The 23,243-nt window shown below is 73.7% G+C and carries 21 protein-coding genes; 14 read left to right on the top strand and 7 right to left on the bottom strand.

Annotation, left to right across the window (positions count from 1 at the left end):
- Positions 1-55: 55 nt before the first annotated feature.
- The gene (locus H1D33_RS08610) at positions 56-3,490 is read right to left on the bottom strand and encodes a glycosyl hydrolase (RefSeq protein WP_307755374.1); all 3,435 of its coding nucleotides are present in this window, start codon (positions 3,488-3,490) and stop codon (positions 56-58) included.
- A gap of 1,345 nt (positions 3,491-4,835) precedes the next feature.
- On the opposite strand from H1D33_RS08610, the gene H1D33_RS08615 reads away from it, so the two are divergent.
- Both H1D33_RS08615 and H1D33_RS08620 read left to right on the top strand, forming a co-directional pair.
- Positions 4,836-5,456, top strand: coding sequence for an L-threonylcarbamoyladenylate synthase (locus H1D33_RS08615; protein WP_181568572.1), 621 nt, complete (start codon positions 4,836-4,838; stop codon positions 5,454-5,456).
- Positions 5,457-5,532: 76 nt separating this feature from the next.
- Positions 5,533-7,107 (top strand): Na+/H+ antiporter, encoded by a 1,575-nt coding sequence (locus H1D33_RS08620; RefSeq protein ID WP_181568571.1) that lies wholly within the window; start codon positions 5,533-5,535, stop codon positions 7,105-7,107.
- A gap of 49 nt (positions 7,108-7,156) precedes the next feature.
- Here H1D33_RS08620 and H1D33_RS08625 read toward each other — a convergent pair whose 3' ends face one another.
- Positions 7,157-8,599, bottom strand: coding sequence for a glycoside hydrolase family 10 protein (locus H1D33_RS08625; protein WP_181568570.1), 1,443 nt, complete (start codon positions 8,597-8,599; stop codon positions 7,157-7,159).
- A 346-nt stretch (positions 8,600-8,945) separates the two neighbouring features.
- Between H1D33_RS08625 and H1D33_RS08630 the strand changes: the two genes are divergently transcribed.
- The gene (locus H1D33_RS08630) at positions 8,946-9,785 is read left to right on the top strand and encodes a S1 family peptidase (protein WP_181568569.1); all 840 of its coding nucleotides are present in this window, start codon (positions 8,946-8,948) and stop codon (positions 9,783-9,785) included.
- Positions 9,786-9,791: 6 nt separating this feature from the next.
- On the opposite strand, the gene H1D33_RS08635 is transcribed toward H1D33_RS08630, so the two are convergent.
- A complete protein-coding gene (locus tag H1D33_RS08635; RefSeq protein WP_181568568.1) occupies positions 9,792-10,124 on the bottom strand; it encodes a putative quinol monooxygenase in 333 nt (110 codons plus the stop codon).
- Between the two features lie 22 nt (positions 10,125-10,146).
- Between H1D33_RS08635 and H1D33_RS08640 the strand changes: the two genes are divergently transcribed.
- The 3 genes from H1D33_RS08640 to H1D33_RS08650 all read left to right on the top strand — a co-directional run bounded on the left by H1D33_RS08640 (position 10,147) and on the right by H1D33_RS08650 (position 12,743).
- Positions 10,147-10,452, top strand: coding sequence for a DUF1330 domain-containing protein (locus H1D33_RS08640; protein WP_181568567.1), 306 nt, complete (start codon positions 10,147-10,149; stop codon positions 10,450-10,452).
- 218 nt (positions 10,453-10,670) lie between these two features.
- Entirely contained in the window at positions 10,671-12,311 is a 1,641-nt protein-coding gene (locus tag H1D33_RS08645) for an ABC-F family ATP-binding cassette domain-containing protein (protein ID WP_181568566.1), read from the top strand.
- Between the two features lie 9 nt (positions 12,312-12,320).
- Positions 12,321-12,743 carry an acyl-CoA thioesterase gene (locus H1D33_RS08650; RefSeq protein WP_181568565.1) on the top strand — a complete coding sequence of 141 codons (423 nt, stop codon included), beginning with the start codon at positions 12,321-12,323 and terminating at the stop codon, positions 12,741-12,743.
- Positions 12,744-12,783: 40 nt separating this feature from the next.
- On the opposite strand, the gene H1D33_RS08655 is transcribed toward H1D33_RS08650, so the two are convergent.
- From H1D33_RS08655 to H1D33_RS08665, 3 genes are read right to left on the bottom strand one after another with little or no spacing between them, the layout of a single operon-like run.
- Positions 12,784-13,611: a methyltransferase domain-containing protein gene (locus H1D33_RS08655; RefSeq protein WP_181568564.1), complete on the bottom strand. Its 828-nt coding sequence runs from the start codon at positions 13,609-13,611 to the stop codon at positions 12,784-12,786.
- A 32-nt stretch (positions 13,612-13,643) separates the two neighbouring features.
- Complete coding sequence (locus H1D33_RS08660) at positions 13,644-14,303, bottom strand: response regulator transcription factor (protein ID WP_181568563.1); 660 nt, start codon at positions 14,301-14,303, stop codon at positions 13,644-13,646.
- Positions 14,291-15,574, bottom strand: a complete 1,284-nt coding sequence (locus H1D33_RS08665) for a sensor histidine kinase (protein ID WP_181568562.1) — start codon at positions 15,572-15,574, stop codon at positions 14,291-14,293. Before H1D33_RS08665 ends, H1D33_RS08660 begins: the two co-directional genes overlap by 13 nt.
- 140 nt (positions 15,575-15,714) lie before the next feature.
- Here H1D33_RS08665 and H1D33_RS08670 point away from each other — a divergent pair, with 140 nt between their 5' ends.
- The 6 genes from H1D33_RS08670 to H1D33_RS08695 all read left to right on the top strand — a co-directional run bounded on the left by H1D33_RS08670 (position 15,715) and on the right by H1D33_RS08695 (position 21,009).
- Positions 15,715-16,113: a hypothetical protein gene (locus tag H1D33_RS08670; protein WP_181568561.1), complete on the top strand. Its 399-nt coding sequence runs from the start codon at positions 15,715-15,717 to the stop codon at positions 16,111-16,113.
- A gap of 4 nt (positions 16,114-16,117) precedes the next feature.
- The gene (locus tag H1D33_RS08675) at positions 16,118-16,405 is read left to right on the top strand and encodes a DUF1905 domain-containing protein (protein ID WP_181568560.1); all 288 of its coding nucleotides are present in this window, start codon (positions 16,118-16,120) and stop codon (positions 16,403-16,405) included.
- 95 nt (positions 16,406-16,500) lie between these two features.
- On the top strand, positions 16,501-17,682 hold the full coding sequence (locus tag H1D33_RS08680) for a low temperature requirement protein A (protein WP_281370374.1): 1,182 nt from the start codon (positions 16,501-16,503) through the stop codon (positions 17,680-17,682).
- A 105-nt stretch (positions 17,683-17,787) separates the two neighbouring features.
- Positions 17,788-19,137 (top strand): extracellular solute-binding protein, encoded by a 1,350-nt coding sequence (locus H1D33_RS08685; protein ID WP_181568559.1) that lies wholly within the window; start codon positions 17,788-17,790, stop codon positions 19,135-19,137.
- A 7-nt stretch (positions 19,138-19,144) separates the two neighbouring features.
- Entirely contained in the window at positions 19,145-20,095 is a 951-nt protein-coding gene (locus tag H1D33_RS08690) for a carbohydrate ABC transporter permease (protein WP_181568558.1), read from the top strand.
- Positions 20,092-21,009, top strand: coding sequence for a carbohydrate ABC transporter permease (locus H1D33_RS08695; RefSeq protein WP_246411527.1), 918 nt, complete (start codon positions 20,092-20,094; stop codon positions 21,007-21,009). Before H1D33_RS08690 ends, H1D33_RS08695 begins: the two co-directional genes overlap by 4 nt.
- A 3-nt stretch (positions 21,010-21,012) precedes the next feature.
- On the opposite strand, the gene H1D33_RS08700 is transcribed toward H1D33_RS08695, so the two are convergent.
- Positions 21,013-21,558: a hypothetical protein gene (locus H1D33_RS08700; protein WP_181568557.1), complete on the bottom strand. Its 546-nt coding sequence runs from the start codon at positions 21,556-21,558 to the stop codon at positions 21,013-21,015.
- 73 nt (positions 21,559-21,631) lie between these two features.
- On the opposite strand from H1D33_RS08700, the gene H1D33_RS08705 reads away from it, so the two are divergent.
- Entirely contained in the window at positions 21,632-22,216 is a 585-nt protein-coding gene (locus tag H1D33_RS08705) for a TetR/AcrR family transcriptional regulator (RefSeq protein ID WP_181568556.1), read from the top strand.
- Between the two features lie 95 nt (positions 22,217-22,311).
- Complete coding sequence (locus tag H1D33_RS08710) at positions 22,312-23,241, top strand: diacylglycerol/lipid kinase family protein (RefSeq protein WP_181568555.1); 930 nt, start codon at positions 22,312-22,314, stop codon at positions 23,239-23,241.
- Positions 23,242-23,243 lie beyond the last annotated feature (2 nt).

Below are 23,243 nucleotides of genomic sequence, written 5' to 3' on the forward strand. Positions count from 1 at the left end.
GTGAGGCGGACGGACCGGAGCCCCGGCCGTCGGACGGCCGGGGCTCCGGTCGGTGTCACGCGCCGAAGGGCAGGGTGACGGTCGAGCGGTCGCCGACACCGAGGCTGGTCGGGGCGCCGCCGATGGCGTTCCACACCTCCACGGTCACCGTGCCGCCGGCCAGGTCACCGAGCGTCCCGACGCCCGACTGGAGACCCCGGTCCTGGGTGTAGTGCTCCCAACCCGGCACCGGGTCGGTGGCCCAGTACTGGTAGGTCTCCACCCGGTCGGCGCTGCCGTCGCCGGTCAGGTCGTAGGAGACCCGGACGTGGGTGCCGTTGCCCACCGCCGTGCCGGCGTCCAGGAGCAGGTCGAACCGGGTCGCCCCGCCGGTGTAGCGGGCGGTCAGACCGGTGGCGGTGAACACCAGGTGGTCGCCGCCGGCCGCCGGCACGGTCGCGGCGCCGGAGGCCCCGGCCGTGCCGGCCAGCCCGGCCGGGGAGACCAGGTGCCGCTCGGCGGTGAACCCGCCCGCCGCCGGTGGCGTGGTGGTGGCGGTGGTGCCGCCGGCGTACGGCAGGACCAGGCGGGACGCGTCACCGATGCCGAGCGAGGTGCCGCCGGCGCCGATCGCGTTCCACACCTCGATCCGGACCGTGCCGCCGGACAGGTCGCCCAGCGTGCCGGTGGCCGAGGCCAGGCCCTGCGTCTGCCGGTAGTGCTCCACGCCGGTGACCGGGTCGGTGGCGTAGTACCGGTAGGTCTCCACCCGGTCGAAGGTGCCGTCGCCGGTCAGGTCGTACGAGACCCGGGTCTGGACGCCGTTGCCGACCGCGGTGCCCGCGTCGACGGCCAGGTCGAAAGCGGTGTTCCCGCCGGTGTACGTGCCGGTCAGCCCGGTGGCGGTGAACACCTGCGGGTTGGCCGGCGACCCGTCGTGGTTGCCGTTGGCCGCGGCCACCGTCACGGTGCCCGCCGGGCCGGCCGTGCCGCCCAGCTCCCCGCCGGAGCGCAGGTAGCGGGTCGGCTCCAGCGGCGTCGGGGTGCTCGGGCTCGGGCTCGGGCCGGTCGGCGTCGGCGTCGGGCTGGCGCTGGTCGGCGTCGGGCTCGGCGTGGTCGGCGTCGGGGTCGGCGTGGTCGGGGTGGGCGTGGGCGTCCCGGTCGGCGGGGGACCGGTCGGCACCGTCACCCCACCGGTGGCGCTGCCGCCGCTCCAGGTGTACGCCCCGGAGGTGACGGTCTTGCCGGCCGGCACGGCCAGCGTGGTGCCGTCGGAGAACGTGACGGTCAGCGGCGACGCGGTGATGTTCGACGCCACGTAGGTGCGCTCGGTGCCCTTCTTGAACACCTTCGCCAGCGGGTGGTTCGCGGTGACCGAGGAGTCCACCGTGCCGAGCGCGGCCAGGTTGCGGATCCAGTGGAACGTGTGCGCCTTGCTCTCGCCCTCCTCGCTGGCGAAGGTGCTGTTGGCCCGGAAGTTGCGCAGCGCCTGGTCGCCGTCGCCGAGGGCGAGGAACTCCCAGATGATGTCCTGCCACACCGTCGGTGGGCCGCCCTTGTTGGCGAGCAGCTCCGCGTAGTTGGCCTTGACGTACTCCGGGTACTCGCCGAGGTAGAGGTGGCCGCCGGTGATGGGCAGCATGTTGATGCCCTGGATCATCTCCGGCGCGGACGAGAACCAGGTGGCGTACGCGCCGCCGTCGCCCCACACCATGCCGACGGTCTTGTGCAGGAAACCGGTCGGGAAGTTCTCGTCGTGCACGTCGAACCAGTATTCCGAGATGGCCGCGGACTGGGTGGTCCACAGGTAGACGCCGGCGTCACGAACGGCGGTGTTGCCGGTGGCCTGGCCCCACTGGATCAGCGCGTTGGCGAAGTTCATCCCCTCGGACGAGGACTCCTGGTTGTTGCCGGCGAAGAACGGCGCCAGCCCGGAGGCCCAGTCGTGGCCCGCGTAGATGTCGAAGTCCCGCAGGTAGGGGAAGCGGTTGTCGGCGCGGTCGTAGTTGTTGGCGTCGCGGATCAGCAGGTCGACCATGCCGCCGTAGCGGGTGTCGTCGGCCCAGCCGGGGTCGAACTTGGCCAGCGTGGCCGCCGCGGCGATGAAGTAGCCGTAGTGGAAGTGGTGGTCGTTGAGGTCCTCGTCGGAGCCGTACGAGGCGGGGTAGCCGATCAGCGTGCCCCAGTTGCGGTCGTAGTAGAAGAGCTGGCTGGTCTCGCCGGAGGAGGCGGTGAGCCAGTTGGTGAGCCGGGCCTTCATGGCCGCGACGGCCTTGTCCCGCACCGGGGCCAGCCCGAGCTGGTCGGCGATCTCGGCGATCCGGGCGGCCCGGCCGAGGCCCTTGCCGGCCCAGTAGGTGTCCTGGCCGCTGATCCCCTCCGGGTTGGCCAGCTCGGCGTTGAGGTAGTTGGTGACCGTGCTCAGGTCCGCGCCGGTGGAGTCGCCCACCGCCGGCACCTCGGGCAGCACGCCGGTGAAGCGCATCGAGGTGGTGAACGACGGCACGCCGGCGAGCACCCGCATGGCGCCGCGCGGCGAGACGTACGTCGGGGTGATCGGGGTGGCGCCGGTGAGGCTGCGCCACTGGTGCGGGTAGAGCGCCACCACGGTCTTCGTCTCGGTGCCCTCGCGGGGCGTGGTGGTGAACGCGTAGGTGGTGCGCACCGAACCGGTCGCCGGGTCGTACGCGTAGCTCATCCGGGTGCCGGTGACGTGCGCGTGCGCGTACCGGCCGTAGGTGTCGGCCAGGGCGGCCTTGTCCGCGCCGCCGGGCAGTACCGCGACCGAGAAGTAGCCCTTGCCGGCCAGCGTGGAGCTGATCCCGGCGCCGTTGACGGTCCACGTCGAGCCGGTCGGCCCGTACGCGACGTAGTCGTGGCCGTTGACCGTGAAGCCGATGGTGGCGTCGGAGTTGCGCCACACGGTGGGCGTCGCGGTGGCGGTGAGCTGCGCGGCGCCGCCGCCGGTGACGGTGTAGTAGCTGAACGGCAGGCCGTGGCCGATGGTGGCCCGCATGCTCCGGCTGCCGTCGCTCCAGTCCGCGGTGACCGTCCAGTCCGTCCAGTCGGCGGCCTTGACCACCGGCGCGGCCAGCCCGGCCACCCCGACCCGGACGTCCTCGGTGTACGGGTAGTGGTACTCACCGACGCCGGTGGCGGTGCCGCTGATCGCCGGCGTGGTGGTGTAGGACAGCCCCAGCCCGTTGTTCTCGGCCTTGAACGCCAGCGGGTGGGCCTGGAGGTTCTCGCTGCCTCCGCAGGTGTTGCGCTTCCAGATCAGCGACGACCACCAGTCGTTGGTGGGGATCGCGCCGGCCGGGGCGTCCGCGGTGGCGAAGATCCGGGGGTTGGTGCTGACCGTGCCGCAGCCCTTGGGCAGTACGGCGCCGGGCGGCAGCGTCTCGGTGTAGCTGCCCGCGCCGACGGTGCCGGCGGCGGCCGTGCCGCCACCGCCGACCACGACGCCGAGGAGGCCGGCCGCGAGCACGGAGACGGCGGCGAGGGCGGTCACCCGCCGACGACGCCGGCGGGCGGGGACGGTACGGGAGCCGGCGGGGGTACGGGGGAGACGTCCCGCAGGGGGAGTGTCATGGAGGTCCCCTTCAGAGGAGAAGGTGGTGTTCGGAGTGTGGTCCGATCGTCGAGAGAGCGCTCTCTTGAGAAGCGAGATTAGGTTCCGGTTACGCGTCCGTCAATGTCTCGTTACCAAAGAGAGCGCTCTCAGAGCCATGGGACGGCTCCCACGGGAACCGCCCGCCACGTCCCGCCGATCCACCGTGGACGCCTCACCCGACGCGGCCCCCACCCACCTCCGTCGCCCCTCGTCCGCAGGCCCGGGTACGTGGAAACGCCGCAGGTGCCGACCCTCGCGGCCGCGTGGCTGTCCGGGCGCCCCGCTGGCACCCATGGCGTCCCGGTCACCGTGCATTGGCCGCGCGAGTGGAACGTGGTCTGTGTCTGCGCGCCCCGCCGGCACCCATAGCGTCCCAGTCACCGCGCGAGTGGAACGCCATGGGTGTCTGGGCTCCGTACCACCGTCATGGCGTCCACCCGAGCCGAGCGTCGATCAAGGAGTTCGTGTCAGCCCCGGGCTCACCCGGCGACACAAACCCCTTGCTCGACCCTCCCGTCCGGGGTGACCCGCCCACACTCGCCGATCTTGGAGTTGTGGCGCCCGGATTGCCGGGATCAGGTCTTTTGTCAACGACCACAAGTCCAAGATCGAAGGGGTGGGGTGGCGGCGCGGGCGGGGTGGGGGTGAGGTCAGGCGGCGGAGGCGACGAGGGGTTCTCGCCGGCCGGCCGGTCGGCGTCGACGGGGTCGCCGGCTGCGGCGGTGAGGGTGTCGCCGGGATGAGTCGTGCCGGTCGCGGTGGACCCGGGCCGAGCAGCGGTGGAGTCGGCTGAACCGGGTCGGGCAGCGGTGGAGGCCGGTGAACCGGGTCGGGTGGCGAGCACACCGGGCTGGGCGGCGGGCACACCGGGTCGGGCGGCGGTGAAGCCGGGCGAAGGTCGGACGGCCGTGGAGCCGGGTGAACCGGGTCGGGCGGCGGGTGAACCGGGTCGGGCGGCGGTCAGGCCGGCCTGGGCGGCGTTCCACGCGGGGCACGGCCAGGCGGCCCCGGCGCAGCTCGGGCTGGCGCACGCCCGCTGCGCGTCGGGCTGGTGCGCGTCGGCGACCGCGGCGGACAGGTCCCACAGCAGTGGGTCGGTCACCTCCGCCGGACGGTCGGCGACACGGTCGGTCAGCGATCCGGACATGTTCGATCCCCCCTGTGGTGAACGGCCCTGACCTGTTTCCGGAACCGGCCGCCGCCAAACCTGCGGATGATCGGGAACGGGCATAGGCTGGCCGGCGTGGCGAGGTACTACGACCTGCATCCGGACAATCCGCAGCCTCGGGTGATCCGGCAGGTGGTGGATCTGCTGCGCGCCGACGGGGTGATCGTCTACCCGACCGACTCGTGCTACGCCCTCGGCTGCCGGCTGGACAACAGGGCCGGCGTGGAGCGGATCCGCGAGATCCGGCGGCTGGACGAGCGGCACCCGTTCACGCTGGTGTGCGCCGACTTCGCCCAGCTCGGCCAGTTCGTCAAGCTCAGCAACGCGGTCTTCCGGCAGGTCAAGGCCGTGATCCCGGGCAGCTACACGTTCCTGCTCCCGGCCACCTCGGAGGTGCCCCGCCGGCTTCAGGACCCGCGGCGGCGGGTGGTCGGCGCGCGCGTGCCGAAGCACACCGTCACCCAGGCGCTGCTCGCCGAGCTGGGTGAGCCGCTGCTCTCCAGCACGCTGCTGCTCCCCGGTGAGGCGGAGCCGATGACCCAGGGCTGGGAGATCAAGGAACGCCTCGACCACCAGGTCGACGCCGTGGTGGACGCCGGCGACTGCGGGCTGGAGCCCACCACCGTGGTGGACCTCTCCGGGGACGAGCCGGAGATCCTGCGCCGGGGCGTCGGCGACCCGTCCCGCTTCGAGTAGTGATCGGGCCGTTCCGGCCCACCCGGTCGTGCCGTGCGGCACGGTGGACCCGGCGGACGGCGACGGGGGTACGGGCGTGAGCGCACTCGTGCTGATCACGGTGCTCGGGGTCACCGTGCTCGTCGGCACCACCATCGGCGGCCGGTACAGCGTCGCGCCGCCGGTGCTGCTCATCTCGATGGGCGCGCTGCTCGGCCTGCTGCCGCCGTTCGAGAACGTGGTCCTCGAACCCGAGGTGGTGCTGGTGCTGTTCCTCCCGGCGATCCTCTACCGGGAGAGCCTGGTGATCAGCCTGCGGGAGATCCGCGCCAACCTCGCGGTGATCGTGTTGCTGGCCGTCGCGCTGGTGATCATCACGATGGTGGCGGTCGCGTACGTCGCGCAGGCTCTCGGTGTGGAACCGGCCGCGGCGTGGGTGCTGGGCGCGGTCCTGGCGCCCACCGACGCCGCCGCGGTCGCCGGCCTGGCCAAGCGGATGCCGCGCGGCATCCTCACCACGCTGCGCGCGGAGAGCCTGGTCAACGACGGTACGGCGTTGGTGCTGTTCGCGGTGGCGGCGGGCGTGATCGCGGGCGGGCGGGTGCCCGGGGCGTTCTCGCTCACCGGCCAGTTCGTCGGCAAGTCGCTGGGCGGGGTCGCCGCCGGGTTGCTCGTCGGCGGGCTGGTGGTGCTGATCCGTAAGCACGTCGACGACCCGATGCGCGAGGGCGGGCTGAGCATCCTGACCCCCTTCGTGGCGTTCCTGCTCGCCGACGCGGCGCACGCCAGTGGGGTGCTCGCGGTGGTGGTGTCCGGCCTGCTGCTGTCGTACGCGGGGCCCCGGGTGATCCGGGCCCGCTCCCGGGTCACCGCCTACGCGTTCTGGGACCTGTCCACCTTCATGATCAACGGTAGCCTGTTCGTGCTGCTCGGCATGCAGGTGCCGGGCTCGCTGCGCAGCATCACCAGTCACTCGCCGGCCGCCTCGTTCGGCATCGCGGTGCTCGTCGCGCTGGTCGTGGTGGTGACCCGGCTGGGCTGGGTGCACCTGTCCGTGTCCGCCCTGCAGGGCGTCGACCGGCGGGAGTCGCGTCGGTCGGCGCACTTCGACGCCCGGATGCGTACCGCCGCGGGCTGGGCCGGTTTCCGGGGCGCGGTCTCGCTCGCCGCGGCGCTGGCGGTGCCGGTCACCATGCACGACGGCAGCCGTGTGCACGAGCGCGATCTGATCATCTTCGTCACCGTGGTGGTGATCGTGCTGATCATGGTGGTGCAGGGCACCACGCTGCCGGCGGTGGTGAGCTGGGCCGGCCTGACCGGCGACCGGGAACGTGAGGACGAGGTGCGCCGGGCGCGGATCCGGGCTACCGAGGCGGCGCTGGAGGCGTTGCCGTCGGTCGCCGCCGACCTGGGCGTCGCGCCGGACGCCGTGGACCGGCTGCGTGCCGGCTACCAGGACCACCTGGCGGACGTCCGCAACCCGCGCAGCGAGGAGGCGGACCGCGAGCGGGAGATGGTCCGCCGGTTGCAGTTGGAGATGCTGGACCGCAAGCGGCAGGCGGTCACCCGGCTGCGCAACACCAACCAGATCGACGACGCGGTGCTGCGGGAACTCCAGGCGGCCACCGACATCGAGGAGATCCGGCTGCTCGGCCCGGAGTTGGAGGACTGAGCGCCGTGGCCCGGCGCGACGGGATGCCGCGCCGGACCACGGGCGGTGCTCAGCCGGCCGTGCAGCTCACCGTGCCGGAGGGCGCGGTGCCGGTGCCCTGGAAACCGAACTCGGTGCTGCCGCCGGCGCCGACCTGACGGTTGTAGTCGACGTTGCGGAACGTCACCGCGCCGCCGGCGCCGCTGGCCTGGGCGCTCCACGTGTTGGTGACCGACGAGCCGGACGGCAGGGTCAGCGACACGGACCATCCGTTGAGCGCGCTGCCGCCGGCGGTGACCCGCACGGTGGTGACGAAGCCGCCCTGCCACTGGTTGGTCGTCAGCGACGCGGTGCAGGCGCCGGCCGGCGGCGGGGTCGTCGGCGGCGTGGTGGTGGGCGGCGGGGTCGTGGGCGGGGTGCTGGTCGGCGGCGTGCTGGTGGGCGGCGTGCTGGTCGGCGGCGTGGTGCCGCCGGCGTTCAGCGCGTTGAGCGTCGAGGTGTACGCCGCCTTCTTGTTGCCGCTGCCGTCGAAGAGCAGCGGCGTGCCGCTGGCCCGCCAGGAGTCGCTGTCCCGGATGCCCCAGACGGTGATGCCGTTGCACCGCGCCACGGCCAGGCAGTCCTTGACCACGTTGCCGTAGGTGGTGGCCTGCGCGCTGCCCGAGCCTTCGATGTCGAGCTCGGTGATCTGCACGTCCACGCCCAGGTCGGCGAAGTTCTGCAGCGTGGTGCGGTAGTTGCCCGGGTAGGGCGAGCCGCTGTTGAAGTGCGACTGGAAGCCGACGCAGTCGATCGGCACGCCCCGGGCCTTGAAGTCCTTGACCATGTTGTAGACGCCCTGCGTCTTGGCCCAGGTCCAGTTGTCGGTGTTGTAGTCGTTGTAGCAGAGCTTGGCGCCGGGGTCGGCGGCGCGCGCGGTGCGGAAGGCGACCTCGATCCAGTCGTTGCCGGTGCGCTGGAGGTTCGAGTCGCGGCGGCCGCCGTTGCCGTCGTCGAACGCCTCGTTGACCACGTCCCAGGCGTAGATCTTGCCCTTGAAGTGGGTGGCGACCTGGGTGATGTGGTTGACCATGGCGTTGCGCAGCGCGGTGCCGGACAGGCTCTGCGCCCAGCCCGGCTGCTGGGAGTGCCAGGCCAGCGCGTGCCCGCGCACCCGCATGCCGTTCGCCTGGGCGTGCGCGACGATCCGGTCGGAGCTGCTGTAGGTGAACTGGTTCTGGGACGGCTCGGTGGCGTCCCACTTCATCTCGTTCTCGGGCGTGACCATGTTGAACTCGCGGTTCAGGATGCCGACGTACGTGGCGTCCGACAGCTTGTTCGCGGCCACCGCGGTGCCGAAGTAGCGGCCCTGCTCCGCCGCCGACGCGCCGAGGGTCGTGCCGGCGCTGGCGCTGGTCGCGACCGCGACCGTCGCCGCGACCGCCGCGGCCCCGGCCAGCATCGACACCACCGCGGCTCGGGTGCGCGGCCGGGCTGCCGTGCTATGACTGGTGCGGGCGAACACCTTGTCCATCTGAAGCCTCTCCTAGCCTGACCAATGGGATGGTCCACCTCGACCACCGCCCACCACGGTGTCGGCTCGGCCGCGGCCGCCCGGAGGCCGCGTGGGTGGGGAGTGACTCCCCGTCACCGTGGAGTGATCGAAGCGAATCTCTGCCGGGAGCCTACCGGAAGCGTTCCGAAAACTTAACGCTCTCGATGTCTCTATTCACCCCGGGGCGCGCGGGTCGGGCCGGTCGCCGGGCTCCGAAACTTTCGGCCCGCTGCCCGGCGTCCGACGACGGTCGGCGGTTGAACCCGGGCGGCCCAGGGTCGATGCTGGCAGGACATCGATTATTGCCGATGCAGGAGGTTTCCCGATGCGCCGACCGTCGCTCGTCTTCCTCACCCTCGCCGCCCTGCTCGCCGGCACCCCGGGCGTGGCCCGGGCCGGCGCGCCGCAACCCGCGCCGGCCGCGCTCGCCGAGGTGCGCACCGCCGGCATCGCCTGGGGCCCCGACCCGGCCACCGGCCGCCTGACCGTCACCGTCGACGACACGGTACGCGGGGCGGAGCTGGCCGCGCTGCGCCGCAGCGCCACCCGCGCCGGCGCGGTGCTGCGGCACGAGCCGGGCCGGCTGCGCACACTCATCGCCGGCGGTCAGGCGGTCTACGGCGGCGGCGGGCGCTGCTCGCTCGGCGCGAACGCGCGCAGCGGCAGCACCTGGTACTTCGTCACCGCCGGACATTGCACGAACCTGGGCGCCACCTGGTACGCCGACAGCGCCCGCACCAGCGTGCTCGGCTCCCGCACCGGCAGCAGCTTCCCCGGCAACGACTACGGGGTGGTCCGCTACACCGGCACGGTCGCCCACCCCAGCGCGGTTTACACCTACCCGGGCCAGGTGACCATCTCCGGCGCCGGCAACGCGTACGTCGGGCAGGCCGTCTGCCGCAGCGGCGCCACCACCGGTGTGCGGTGCGGCCTGGTCACCGGTCTCAACCAGACCGTCAACTACGCCGAGGGCAGCGTCACCGGGCTGATCCGCACCAACATCTGCGCCGAACCGGGGGACAGCGGCGGCCCGCTCTACGTGGCCGCGACCGGCACCGTCCTCGGCATCCTCTCCGGCGGCAGCGGCAACTGCACCAGCGGTGGCACGAGCTACTACCAGCCGATCCTGGAGATCCTCGCCGCGTACGGGCTGAGCATCCCGTGACCGGCGTCAGGCGTCGCCGGGCACGGCCATCTCACCCAGGAGCGACCAGTCGTCCTGCGGCACGGTCGCGTTGACGATCCTCGGCGTCTCCGCGAGGTGCGGCGGCAGCGTGCGCTGCGCCTCGCGGAAGTGCGCCGACTGCACGTGCGCCGCGCCCGCCTCGTCGTCGCGGAACGCCTCGACCAGCACGTACTCGGTCGGGTCGTCCAGGCTGCGGGACCAGTCGAACCACAGGCAGCCGGGCTCCGCCCGGGTCGCGGCGGTGAAGTCGGCGGCGATCCGGGGCCAACGGTCGGCGTCGGCGGCCCGGACCCGGAACTTGGCGGTGATGAAGATCATGGGTAGAGGCTAGCCTGGCGCGGTGACCGTCTACGCCCTCGCGCAGCTCACCGTCCACGACCGGACGCGCTACGACCGGTACGTCGCCGCCTTCCTGCCGGTGCTGGCCCGGCACGGCGGCCGGCTGCTCGCCGCCGACACCGCACCCCGGGTGGTGTCCGGGGAGTGGCCGCACGACAAGGTGGTCCTGCTGTCCTTCGACAGCCGGGAGGACTTCGAGCGGTGGTCCACCTCGCCGGAGTACGTGGCGATCGCCCGCGACCGGGAGGCGGCCACCGACGGGGTGCTCCTGCTGCTCGACGGGATCGGTCACGCCTGGCCGGCCTGACCGCTCAGAGCCGCGCGCCGGTTCGCCGGCGGTGAGCTAGGGTGGAACGGTCCCCGAGCATCGGAGTGATCATGGCAGGTGACGACGACATCTCCGGGTGAGAGCCCCGGACGGCCGCCGACGCGCGCACCCCGCGCCGTCGCCGCGGCCCCCTTCGTCGTCCCCTGTCACCGCCGGGCGCCACGCCGCGCGCCGGCGCTTCTCCTCCGAGGTCGATCATGTCCGACGCCTACGTCGTCAGCTCCGCTCTCACCTTCTCCTGGCCGGACGACACTCCGGTCTTCACCGACCTGTCCTTCTCCGTGCCCGGTGGCCGGACCGGCCTGGTGGCTCCCAACGGCACCGGCAAGACCACGCTGCTGCGGCTGATCGCCGGCGAGCTGCGGCCGGCGGCCGGCACGGTCACCGTCCACGGTGTCCTCGGCTACCTGCCCCAGCACCTGCCGTTCGCCGTCGAGCAGACCGTCGCGCAGGTGCTCGGCGTCGACCGGGCCATCGCCGCGCTGCACGCCATCGAGGCCGGTGACGCCCGGGAGGAGCACTTCACCGCCGTCGGCGACGACTGGGACGTCGAGGAACGCACCCGGGCCGAGTTGGACCGGCTGGGCCTGGGCGAACTGGCGCTGGACCGCCGCCTCGGCACCCTCAGCGGCGGCCAGGTGATCTCCCTGGGCCTGGCCGGGCAACTGCTGCGCCGCCCGGACGTGCTGCTGCTCGACGAGCCGACGAACAACCTCGACGAGGCGGCCCGGGAACGGCTCACCGCGGTGCTGCGCGGGTGGACCGGCTGCCTGCTGGTGGTCAGCCACGACCGGGCGCTGCTCGACGAGATGGACCGCATCGCGTCCCTGGAGGACGACGAGATCCGCTGGTACGGCGGCACCTTCACCGCCTACGAACAGGCCGTGCACGCCGAGCGCGAGGTCGCCGACCGCCAGGTCCGCAGCGCCGAGCAGGACCTGAGGCGGCAGAAGCGCGAGTTGCAGCAGGCCCGCGAACGCGCCGCCCGCCGCGCCTCCACCGCCGCGCGCAACCTGCCCGACGCCGGGCTGGCCCGGATCGTCGCCGGTGGCCTGAAGCGCGACGCCCAGGTCTCGGCCGGCCGCGCCGCCGAGACGCACGCCGCGCGCGTCGGCGACGCGCAGACCCGGCTGGACCACGCCAGTCGGGCCGCCCGCCAGGACGACCGGATCGTGATCGACCTGCCCGACACCGCCGTGCCGGCCGGCCGGACCGTCTTCCACGGCGAGAAGCTGCGCGCCGGGTACGACGGCCGGTCGGTGTTCGCCGGCGCCGGCGTCGACCTGACCGTCCGGGGGCCGGAACGGATCGCGCTCACCGGCGGCAACGGCGCCGGCAAGTCCACGCTGCTGCGCCTGGTCAGCGGCGACCAGGCGCCGGTCGCCGGCACCGCCACCCGGGTCGAGGGCCGGGTGGCGTACCTGTCGCAACGGCTGGACCTGCTCGACCCGGCGCGCACGGTCGCCGAGAACCTCACCGCGTTCGCGCCCGGGCTCGCCGACGCCGAGCGGATGAACCTGCTCGCCCGCTTCCTGTTCCGCGGTGACCGGGTACACCTGCCGGTGCGGGTGCTCTCCGGCGGCGAACTGCTGCGGGCCACCCTGGCCTGCGTGCTGAACGCCTCGCCGGCACCGCAGCTCCTGCTGCTCGACGAGCCCACCAACAACCTCGACCTGGACAGCGTCGCGCAACTCGAGAGCGCGCTCGGCGGCTACCGGGGAGCGTTGATCGTGGTCAGCCACGACCCGCGGTTCCTGGCCGCGATCGGCGTGGACCGGTGGCTGCGGCTGGCCGACGGCGCGCTGGTCGAGACCCGCGCGCCGGAGGACGCTGGCTAGTCTGCCGGCATGGCAGATCCATTCCGGGTGCGCGTCACCGTGCGCGGCTACGAGCTCGACACCCAGGGGCACCTCAACCAGGCGGTCTACCTCCAGTACGCCGAGCACGCCCGCTGGGAGTGCCTGCGCGCCGCCGGGATCGCCCAGGACCGGTTGCTCGCCGCCGGCGTCGGGCCGGTCGCCCTGGAGGTGACCGTGCGCTACCTACGGGAGCTGCGCGGCGGCGACGAGGTCGACGTCACCTGCGAGTTCCGGTGGGGCGAGGGGAAGACGTTCGGCATCGTGCAGGACTTCACCCGCCCGGACGGCACCCCGGTCGCCGCGGTGACCGGGGTCGGCGGGCTGCTGGACCTGGCCGCCCGGCGGCTGGTGCCCGAGCCGCGGGAGCGATTCCGGGCGCTGGCCGCCGACCCGGTGCCGATGAGCCTGTGACCCGTCCCGGCCCCGTCGCCACGTCCGGGCCGACGCGGGGTCAGGTGGGACGGCGGCCCCACGCCGAGACCAGCGGCGCGAGGGTGAGGTCGAGGTCGCCGGCGTCGACGGCGGCCAGGTGCGCGTCGATCTCGGCGTCGTCGGTCAGCCCGGCGGCGAGCAGCTCGGCGCGGACCATCCGCACCGTGGCGGCCTCCAGCCGGTCGCAGGCCACCCCGCCGACCGGGAAGCAGCCGGCCGCCGCCACGTCCACCAGGCCCGCCGCCCGCAGCGCCCGGGGCAGCGTCCGGCCGAAGCGCATGTCGGCGCCACGGCGGGTCATCAGCTCCCGCACGGCGCGCCGCAGCCTGTTGGCCCGCCGCTGCGCCGGGCCGACCTCGTCGAGGCAGGCCAGCGGCTGCAACTCGGTGTCGGCGTCCTCCACCAGCAGCCACCCGCCGGGCCGCAGCGCCGCCACCATCGTGGCCAGCGCGCGGGCCCGGTCGGGCACGTGGACGAGCACCAGCCGCGCGTGCACCAGGTCGAACGTGCCCGGCTGCGGCGGCGGGTCCCGGACGACGTCGTGCCGGCGCACCTCGTACCCGGCGTGGGGGTCCAGCCAGGACGGGTCGATGTCCGTGGCGAGCACGTGACCGGTCGGTCCGACGGCCGCGGCGAGCGCCTCGGGAACGCCGGGGCCGCCGGCGCCGACCTCCCAGCACCGCCACGCCGCCCGCACCCCGAGCCGGTCCACGTGCCCGCGCGTGACACCGTCGAACAGCGCGGCCAGCCAGGTGAACCGCTCGCCCGCCTCCGCCCGGGCGTTGTCGAGCAGGTAACGGTGATCCGGCTCGGGCGGGGGACCGACGGCGTCCCGCGATGCGTTCATGGGCCCATCCTCACGCCCCGACCGGTGTGTTGTCAGCCGCCGGCGCGCAGGTAGGCGAGCACGGCCAGCACCCGGCGGTTGGTGTCGTCGTCCGGCGGCAGGTCCAGCTTGGCCAGGATGTTGCCGACGTGCTTGCCGACCGCGGCCTCGGTGACGTGCAGCCGGGCCGCGATCGCGCCGTTGGAGTGGCCCTCGGCGACCAGCCCCAGCACCTCCCGCTCCCGCCGGGAGAGCGCGTCGAGCGGGTCGCGCGGGCGGCGCAGCAGGTGCCGCACCACGTCCGGGTCGACCGCCGTGCCGCCGGCGGCCACCCGGCGCAGCGTGTCGGCGAACTCGGCGACGTCGGCGACCCGGTCCTTGAGCAGGTAGCCGACCCGCCGGCCGTCGCCGCTGTCCAGCAGCGCCGCCGCGTACCCGCTCTGCACGTGCTGGCTCAGCACCACCACGGCGAGGTCCGGGCGCTCCCCGCGCAGCGCGACCGCCGCCCGCAGGCCGTCGTCGCGGTGCTCCGGCGGCATCCGGATGTCGGTCACCACCAGCTCCGGCCGGTGGGTACGGACCGCGTCCACCAGCTCCGGGGCGGAACCGACGGCCGCTACCACCGCGAAGTCGAAGCGGGTCAGCAGGCCCACCAGGCCCTCGCGGAGGAGGACCTCGTCCTCGGCGAGGACGACCCGCGTCACGGACGGCACGGCAGCTCCACCCGCACGAGAGTAGGCCCGCCGGGCGGGCTGGCCAGCAGCAACCTGCCGTCCACCGCGGCCACCCGGTCGGCGAGCCCGGTCAGGCCGGTGCCGTGGGCCGGGTCGGCCCCGCCCCGGCCGTCGTCCTCGACCTCCACCACCAGCCGCCGGTCGGCGTGGGTCAACCGCACCTCCGCCCGGGTCGCGCCGGCGTGCCGGGCCACGTTGCCCAGCGCCTCGGAGACCACGTACCAGGCGGTGGTCTCGACCAGCTCCGGCACGGGGCGGGACAGGTCCGCCCGCACGGTCACCGGGACCACCGACCGGGCGGCCAGGTCGCCGACCGCGCCGGCCAGCCCCAGCTCGCTGAGCTGCCGGGGGCGGATGCCCTGGACGATGCCGCGCAGCGTCACCATCAGCTCCTTGGCCTGCTCGTGCGCCGCGTCGAGCGGCCGCGCGGCCGGGGAGTCGTCCGGCACGTCGAGGCGGGCCAGCCCGAGCTGGAGGGTGAGGCTGGTCAGGCGCGGCTGCGCCGCGTCGTGCACGTCGCGTTCGATGCGGCGGCGTTCCGCCTCGTAGGCGCCCATCAGCCGGGCCCGGGACCGGGTCACCTCGCGCAGCGCGGTGGCGTCGGGCGCGCCGTCGAGCAGCCACCGGGCCACCGCCGCCTGCCCGGCGACCAGCAGACCGGCCAGGTACAGCAGCACCGGCGCGGCGAGCACGCCGGCGACGGCGTACGGGACCGCCCCGGCCGGGGACTCGACCGTGTCCCAGACCAGCACGATCCGCTCCCCGTCGCCGGCCAGCCACGGGCCGGCGACCAGCGCGACGTCGAGCAGCACGAGCAGGCCGAACGTCCCGTACGCCAGCGGCACCACGGTGGCCAGCCAGGCGGTGTACGCGACCTCCCGCCAGGCGGCGGCGCCGGTGAGGCGGGCGACCGGGCCGCGCCGGAGCGGGCCGGGCAGCGGTCGGGAGTCGACCAGGCCGAGTCGCCACCGCTCGACCGCCGCCACCGGTGCGCTCGCCAGCGGCGCGACGGCGAGCGCGATCAGCGCCAGCACGGCGAGCACGGCCAGCACCGGCACGTCGACCGGCCGGTCCCGCCGCAGCGCGCTCACCACCAGCAGCAGCGGCGCGGCGACCACGGACCAGGCGACCGCCAGGACGCCGGCGACCGGCAGGGTGGTCGCGGCGTACGCCAGGGCGCGCCAGGGCCAGGCGGAGAGCGGGTAACGGCGGCGGCGCAACGCCCCGGCCAGGTGCGACGGCTGAGTCATGGCCCGACGCTAGCCAGCCGGCGGGGGCCGGCCCAGCCGTCCAGGCCCCGGTTGCGGGGTGGGTCTGGCCCTACCCCGGACCGGCCCGCCAGGGCCCGTGCGCGTGGCCGGTGCGAGGCGGTGGACTCGGCGGATGACTCGTGGCCGGCCGGGCCGCGTTCGGCCGGGGGTGGGCCGCGACCGTGGCGCGGGCGTGCACGCTCGCCGCGGCCGGCGGGTACGTGCTGGCCGGCGTCCATCCGGCGGACGTGGACGAGAACCGGCACGTGCTGGGCGCGGTGCTGGTCCTCGTGGTGGGCAACGTGGGTCTGCTCGCCGGGGCGCGGGCCGCCCGCCCGGCCGAGCTGGACGACCTGCGACGCGCCGGCCTGCTCCTCGGCGCGGCCGGGCTGGCGGGCACCGCGTTGTTCCTGGCCCGGGTCGACGTGGGCATCGGGGTGGGCGGCATGGAACGGGTCGCCGTGGTGCCGCTGTTCTGCTGGGTCTCCTGGGCGGGCCTGCGCGTGCTCCGGGACTGTCGGCCGGCGCGCCTATCCTGACCGGATGGAGCTGGCGTTCAGCGGCGAGGTCTGGTTCTGGCGAGGGCCGGCGCCCCACCACTTCGTCACCGTGCCCGACGAGCAGTGCGCGGCGCTGGAGGCCGTCGCGGCGTCGGTCACCTACGGCTGGGGCATGATCCCGGTGGGTGTCCGGATCGGTGGCACCGACTGGCGCACGTCGCTGTGGCCGAAGGACGGGCGCTACCTGGTGCCGCTGCGGGTCGCGGCGCGCCGGGCGGAGGGCATCGAGCTGGGCGACCGGGTGGACGTCCGGCTGACGGTGGACGTCTGAGCGCCGACGCCCCCCGGCGTGATCGGGCGAATCACCCGAGCGCCCCGGCCCGGCGGCCTACCGTCGGCGGGGGGCGGTGCGGCGGAGGGCGGAGCGTGCGACACGACCGGAGGTGGTGGCGTCCGCCGGGGCCGGTGCCGGTGGACCGCCGGGTCACGCCGTTCGAGATCTTCTTCGACCTGGTCTTCGTCTTCGCGCTCACCCGGATCATGGCACTGGTCGGACCGCATCCCACCCCGGCCGGGATGGGCCGGGGCCTGCTGCTGCTCGTGCTGCTCTGGTTCGCCTGGTCGTCGTACACCTGGTTGGGCAACCACACGCGGGCCGACGTGGGGGTGGCGCGCGGCGGGTTCCTGGTCGCGATGGCGGCGTTGTTCGTGGCCGCGCTGGTCATGCCGCGGGCCTGGACGCCCGGTCCGGGGCTGGACGGGCCGTTGCTCGTCGCGTTCGCCTACGTGCTGCTGCGCGTGGTGCACCTGGCGCTGTTCCACCTGGTGGCCGGCGACGACGCGCCGCTGCGGGCCCGGATCCGCTTCTTCGCGCTGGTCAGCGTGGTCGGTTGGGCGGCGTTGCTGCTCGGCGCGGTGCTGGCGGGCGCCGGGCAAGCCGCGCTGTGGGTGCTGGCGTTCCTGGTGGAGGTGGTCGGGCAGCGCCTGTCCTACGCGCGGCGGGGGAGTTGGCCGTTGCGCAGCCCGCCGCACTTCGCCGAGCGGCACACCCTGGTGCTGATCATCGCGTTGGGGGAGTCGGTGGTCGCCGCCGGGGTGGGCGCCGGCTCGGCGGTGACGTCGCCGCCGGTCCTGGGCGTGGCGCTGGTCGGTTTCACGGTGACGGTCTGCCTGTGGTGGCTCTACTTCCGCCGCACCGCGCCCGCGGCGGCCCACGCGCTCGGCGCGGCGGCGCCGGCCCGGCGCGACCGGATCGCTGCGGACGCCTACAGCCAGACCCATCTGATGCTCATCGTCGGCGTCATCTACCTGGCGATCGGCGTCGAGCAGGTGCTGGCGCACGTCTCCGGCGCGGACCCGGCGGCCAGGCTGAGCCGGTCGGCGGCCGTGGCGCTGTTCGGCGGCGCGGCGGTCTACCTGACCGGGTGCCTGCTGTTCCGTCGGCTCACCGAGCAGCCGGTCGGCCCGGCCCGGCTGGCGGTCACCGGGGCGGTCGTCCCGCTGGCGTCGGTCGGCGTGGCGCTGCCTCCGGCGGTGGCGCTCGGCCTGTTGGCCGGGCTGCTGCTGGTCGCCGTCGCGGCGGACCGACACGGGCAACCGGCGGCGTGAGCCGGTGTTCGGTAAACGATGTGCATCAACCGGTTTGAGTGCCGTCTCTCGGGAGAAGTGCCTCTCGCACGGGCAGAGCGGCCCGCGCGACCAGGGGAGGTGGCGATGTCACGGAAACTGCGGGCGACCGCGTTGGTCGGGGTGCTCGCCCTGGCGGTGAGCGGCTGCGGCGGCGTGGGCGGGGGAGGTGACTCCGGCGGCGGCGAGAAGGGCAGCGGTGCGCTCAGCACCATGGGCCTCAGCCTGTCCGACGAGATCGCCACCACCCGGGTGGACGCGTTCAAGCGGGACCACCCCGACGTCCGGCTGCAGGTCACCGAGGGCGCCTTCGACGAGCAGCAGTTCCTGTCGGCGGTTGCCTCGGGCAACCCGCCGGACCTGGTCTACCTGGACCGCAAGCTGATCGGCACCTACGCCAAGCGCGGCTCGGTCCAGCCGCTCACCGACTGTGTCGACGAGCAGAAGATCGACATGGGACAGTACCGGCAGGCCGCGAGGGACCAGGTGACGCTGGACGGCACGGTGTACGGCATCCCCGAGTTCTCCCAGGTGCGCGTGGTCTACCTGAACGAGGCGCTGCTCCGTGAGGCCGGCCTGACCCCGGACGACGTGAACCTGGCCGACTGGGCCGGGCTGCCGGCGCTGAACGCCAGGCTCGCCACCGTCTCCGGCGGCCGGCTCAGCCGCATCGGCATCGACCCGAAGATCCCCGAGTTCCTGCCCATGTGGGCCAAGGCCAACGGCGCCGAGATGATCTCCGCGGACGGCACGAAGCCGAACCTCACCGACCCGAAGGTGGTCGAGGCGCTCACCACCGGCCTCCGGCTCGTCCAGGACCAGGGCGGCTGGGGCAGGTTCAAGTCGTTCCGCGACACGTTCGACTTCTTCGGCGCACAGAACCCGCTGGCCAAGAACCAGATGGTGGCCTGGCCGATGGAGGAGTGGTTCCTCAACCAGGCCGCGAAGAACAGCCCCCGGGCCGAGCTGGTGGTGAAGCCGTTCGTGGACCGGCAGGGCAAGCCGCTGAGCATGTCCTCCGGGCAGGCCTGGGTGATCACCAAGGGCGCGAAGAACCCGGACGCGGCCTGCGCGTTCGTCAAGCAGATGACCGCCACCGACACCTGGCTCGCCGCCGCCCGGGCGCGGGCCGACGCCCGCAAGGCCCAGAACCTGCCCTTCACCGGCCTCTGGACCGGCAACACCGCCGCCGACAAGAAGATCTTCGACGAGGTGTACCGGCCCACCGGCAACAAGCGCTTCGACGACGCGGTCGCCGCGGTCCGCCAGGCACAGGACGTCGCGTTCGCCATGCCCGCCTCGCCCGCCGGGGCCGAGTTCGACAAGGCGTGGACCGACGCGGTCAACCGGGTGCTCGCCGGCCAGCAGCAGCCCGCCCAGGCGCTCGCCCGGGCGCAGCAGGAGGCGACCGCCGCGCTGGACAAGGCCGCGGGCTGAGTCGCCGATGGCCACCACCGTCACCCCCGCCGTACCGGGCCGGCGGCGTCGCACGCCGCTGGCCCGGCGGGAGGCCCGCTGGGCGTACCTGTTCCTGGCGCCGTGGATCGTCGGTTTCCTGGCGTTCACCGCCGGGCCGATGGTCGCCAGCCTGTGGCTGAGCTTCACCGAGTACGACGTGATCAACGCACCGCGCTTCTCCGGCCTGGACAACTACCGGCAGCTCGTGTCGGACCCGCAGGTGGCGCGCAGCCTCGGCAACACCGTCTACTACACCGCGCTGCACGTGCCGCTGGTGATGGTGATCTCGTTGGCGCTGGCGCTGCTGCTCAAGCGGGTCGGCCGGCTCCAGGGCTTCTTCCGCACCGTGTTCTACCTGCCGGTGATGACCCCGGCGGTGGCGGTCGGCATCCTGTTCCTGCTGCTGCTCAACACGCAGGACGGCCTGGTCAACCGGGGATTGGCCCTGGTCGGGATCGACGGTCCGAGCTGGACCACCGACCCGGACTGGGTGCTGCCGGGCATCGTGCTGATGAGCCTGTGGAGCCTCGGCTCCACCGTGATCATCTATCTGGCGGCGTTGCAGAACGTGCCCCGTGACCTGTACGAGGCGGCCGACCTGGACGGTGCCGGCCCGTGGACCCGGTTCCGGCACGTCACGCTGCCGATGATCTCCGGGGCGCTGTTCTTCACGCTGATCGTCAACACCATCGCGTCGCTGCAGATGTTCACCGAGGTCTACACCATGTACTTCGGCAACCGGCAGACCGCCGGCTCGTTCAACAGTGACGCCGCGTCGTTCTACGTGATCCACCTGTTCCGGGAGGCGTTCCAGTTCCTGCACATGGGCTTCGCCTCGGCGATGGCCTGGCTGCTCTTCCTGGTCATCCTGGCCATCACGCTGGTGCAGGTGAAGCTCGGCAACCGGTTCGTCTACTACGAGGGGGAGGACGGGTGACCACGACGACCCGACCGGTCGGCGTCGGCACGGTGGTGGCGCCGGTGGCGCCGTCCCGCCCGGCGCGGCAGCCGGACGACGGCCGGCGGCCACGCTGGCAGCGGGTGCTGTTCGTGCTCGCCCTGCTGGCCACCGCCGTGGCCTTCCTGCTGCCGTTCGTCTGGCTGGTCAGCGCCTCACTGCGACCCCGGGAGTACGTCTTCGCGCCCGGCTTCCTGCCGGTGCCGTTCGCGCCGGACAACTACACCGAGGCGTGGCACGCCATGCCGCTGCTCACCTGGCTGTTCAACAGCCTGGTGGTCGGCGTGGCGGCGGCCGCCACCGCGACGCTGTCCAGCGCCTGGGTCGCGTTCGGCTTCGCGTACTTCCGGTTCCCCGGCCGCAACCTGCTCTTCGGTCTGGTGCTCGCCACCATGATGCTGCCGTTCGCGGTCACCATGATCCCGACGTACCTGATCTGGAACCGGCTCGGCCTGGTGGACACCCAGGTGCCGCTCTGGGCGGGCAACCTGTTCGGCTCGGCGTTCTACATCTTCCTGCTGCGCCAGTTCTTCCTCTCGCTGCCCCGGGAGTACTTCGAGGCGGCGCGGGTGGACGGGGCGAGCTATCCGCAGTTGTTCTGGCGGATGGCGTTCCCGCTGGTCCGTCCGGCCCTGCTGGTGGCGTTCGTGTTCGAGTTCAAGGCGAGCTGGACCGACCTGGTGAAACCGCTGATCTACCTGCGCAACGAGCAGCTCTACACGCTGCCGCGCGGGCTCAAGGTGATCCTCGACCGGTTCGGCTACGGCGGCGAGCAGCAGTGGGAGATCGTCCTCGCCGGCAGCGTGATCGCCACCGTACCGATGATCGTGCTGTTCTTCCTGGCCCAACGGCACTTCGTGGAGGGCATCGCGACCACCGGCCGCAAGGGATGAGCCTCAGGCGCCGCGTGGAGCCCGCTTCGGGAAGACGGTGTAGGCCACCGGCCAGAACACCAGCCAGGCCGCCATGGCCAGGGTGAGCCGGCCGGCCCACGCCCACAGCTCCTCGGTGCGCTCGGCGTCGCCGACCAGGGCGACGCCGCCGAGCAGCACCGCGCAGGCGACCGCCCAGCCGATCATGCCCTTGCCCCACTCGCGCCACTCGTGCCGGGCCCGGGCCCACCCGTAGCGGGGCGCGCGGCGCGGCGGCGGGCCGCCGGCGAAGCGGTGCGCGAACCGCTCGTCGGCCCAGCGCACCATGCTGTGCCCGAACGCGACCGAGAAGCCGAGGTACGCGGCGGCGAGGCCGTGGGCGAACGTGGCGGTGCCGCCGCCGCGCAGGTCCACGATCGTGGCGGCCAGCAGGACGAGGTCGACGGCGGGCACGGCGAGCAGCAGCGCGGCGCCGAGGCGGGGCCGGCGCAGCGGGTAGCGGGCGATCAACCCGGCGACCAGGAACAGCCAGAACGCCACCTCGCACGCGACGATGACTCCGATCAGCATCCGACCTCCAGGTTTTAGTACGCTGTGCGACAACAAGCCTAACCACCGCCGTCCACCACCGCCGGAGGGGCCTGTGCCCAAGATCGTCGACCATGACGCCCGCCGTGCGGAGCTGGCCGAGGCGATGTGGCGGGTGGTCTACCGCGACGGCGTCGGCGCGGCCACCGTCCGCAGCATCGCCGCCGAGGCCGGCTGGTCGCCCAGCGCCCTGCGGCACTACTTCGCCACCCAGACCGAGCTGCTGGTCTTCGCCATGGACCACGTGATGGCCAAGGCCACCGAGCGGTTCACCGCCGAACACCGCACCGGCACCGCCCGCGACGTCGTCCAGGGCATGCTCGAGGAACTGCTGCCGCTGGACCGCCAGCGCGCCCGCGAGGCCGAGGTGTGGCTGCTGCTCGCCGCCCGGACCCAGGTCGACCCCGCCGCCCGGGAGCGGATGACCCAGGCCGACGACGGCGTACGCCGCGCCGCCGAACTCGCCGTCGCGCAGCTCACCGGGGACCGACCGGTCGACGACGCGGCGGTCGCCCGCCTGCACGCCCTGCTGGACGGCCTCACCCTGCACGCGCTGCTGCACCCCGACCGGCTGCCCCCGCACCGCATCCGGGGCCTGCTCGCCGCGCACCTCGACCAGCTCGCGGCCGGCTCCACCTGACCGGCGCCTGCCGGCCGGACCTGTTAAGAGGGGCCCCCGGTACGACAAAAGGCGTTAACCGGGGCCCCTTCCTTGCACCGGATAGGGTCGCATCCGTGCGGACCAAGCAGGAGCTGTCGGCGGCGATCCGGGAACGACGGCGGGCGGCGCTGGTGGTCAACGCCCACTCCCGCCGGGGACGCCGGCTCTACGACACCGTCCACGCACGCCTGCGCGCGGCCGGGTTCACGCTGCTCGGCGCCTATCCGGCGGACCGGCCGGGCGACCTGGACCGGGCGCTCGCCGAGGCGGTCGGGCTCGGCCCGGACCTGCTGGTCGTCGGCGGCGGCGACGGCACCATCGGGGCGGCGGCCCGGCTGCTCGCCCACCGCGACGTCGCCCTGGGCCTGCTGCCGCTGGGCACCACCAACAACTTCGCCCGCACCGTCGACGTCCCGCTCGACCTCGACGCGGCGGTCGCGGTGCTCACCGACGGCAAGGTGATCGACGTCGACCTCGGCCTGATCGGCGACACCCGGTTCACCAACCACGTCGGGATCGGACTGTCCGCCGACATCATGCTGGCCGCGCCGCCCCGGCTCAAGCGGGCCGTGGGCCGGCTGGCCTACCCGCTGACCGCGCTCGGGCTGCTCGCCCGGCACCGGCCGCTGCGCGTCACCGTCCGGGCCGAGGGGCGGGAGCACGCGTTCACCACCCACCAGGTCTACGTGGCCAACGGCGGGTTCCACGCCGGCCGGCCGATCACCGCCGACGCCAACGCCGACGACCGGCTGCTGGTCGCGTACCCGGTGGGTGGGGCCAGCCGGCGCGGGCTGCTGCGCGAGACGGCGCGCAACGCCGCCGCGGGCCGCCGCCGCACCCTCGGCGACGAGCCGTTCCTGGCCGTGCGCCAGCTCTGGCTGGAGACCGACCGGCCGGCCCGCATCGAGGTCGACGGCGAGCCGTACGGTCAGACGCCGGTGCGCGTCGGCCTGGACCCGAACGCGCTGCGGCTGATGGCCCCGGCGCACAGCCCGGACCACTGACC

It is taken from the genome of Micromonospora ferruginea, from assembly GCF_013694245.2.
Lineage (GTDB): Bacteria > Actinomycetota > Actinomycetes > Mycobacteriales > Micromonosporaceae > Micromonospora > Micromonospora robiginosa.

Bases quoted from the DNA above. Each gene is read 5' to 3' on its own strand.
- H1D33_RS08630 (WP_181568569.1), top strand. From the start codon at position 8,946: ATGCGCCGACCGTCGCTCGTCTTCCTCACCCTCGCCGCCCTGCTCGCC.
- H1D33_RS08685 (WP_181568559.1), top strand. From the start codon at position 17,788: ATGTCACGGAAACTGCGGGCGACCGCGTTGGTCGGGGTGCTCGCCCTG.
- H1D33_RS08700 (WP_181568557.1), bottom strand. From the start codon at position 21,558: ATGCTGATCGGAGTCATCGTCGCGTGCGAGGTGGCGTTCTGGCTGTTC.
- H1D33_RS08690 (WP_181568558.1), top strand. From the start codon at position 19,145: ATGGCCACCACCGTCACCCCCGCCGTACCGGGCCGGCGGCGTCGCACG.
- H1D33_RS08635 (WP_181568568.1), bottom strand. From the start codon at position 10,124: ATGATCTTCATCACCGCCAAGTTCCGGGTCCGGGCCGCCGACGCCGAC.
- H1D33_RS08645 (WP_181568566.1), top strand. From the start codon at position 10,671: ATGTCCGACGCCTACGTCGTCAGCTCCGCTCTCACCTTCTCCTGGCCG.
- H1D33_RS08650 (WP_181568565.1), top strand. From the start codon at position 12,321: ATGGCAGATCCATTCCGGGTGCGCGTCACCGTGCGCGGCTACGAGCTC.
- H1D33_RS08625 (WP_181568570.1), bottom strand. From the start codon at position 8,599: ATGGACAAGGTGTTCGCCCGCACCAGTCATAGCACGGCAGCCCGGCCG.
- H1D33_RS08665 (WP_181568562.1), bottom strand. From the start codon at position 15,574: ATGACTCAGCCGTCGCACCTGGCCGGGGCGTTGCGCCGCCGCCGTTAC.
- H1D33_RS08675 (WP_181568560.1), top strand. From the start codon at position 16,118: ATGGAGCTGGCGTTCAGCGGCGAGGTCTGGTTCTGGCGAGGGCCGGCG.
- H1D33_RS08655 (WP_181568564.1), bottom strand. From the start codon at position 13,611: ATGAACGCATCGCGGGACGCCGTCGGTCCCCCGCCCGAGCCGGATCAC.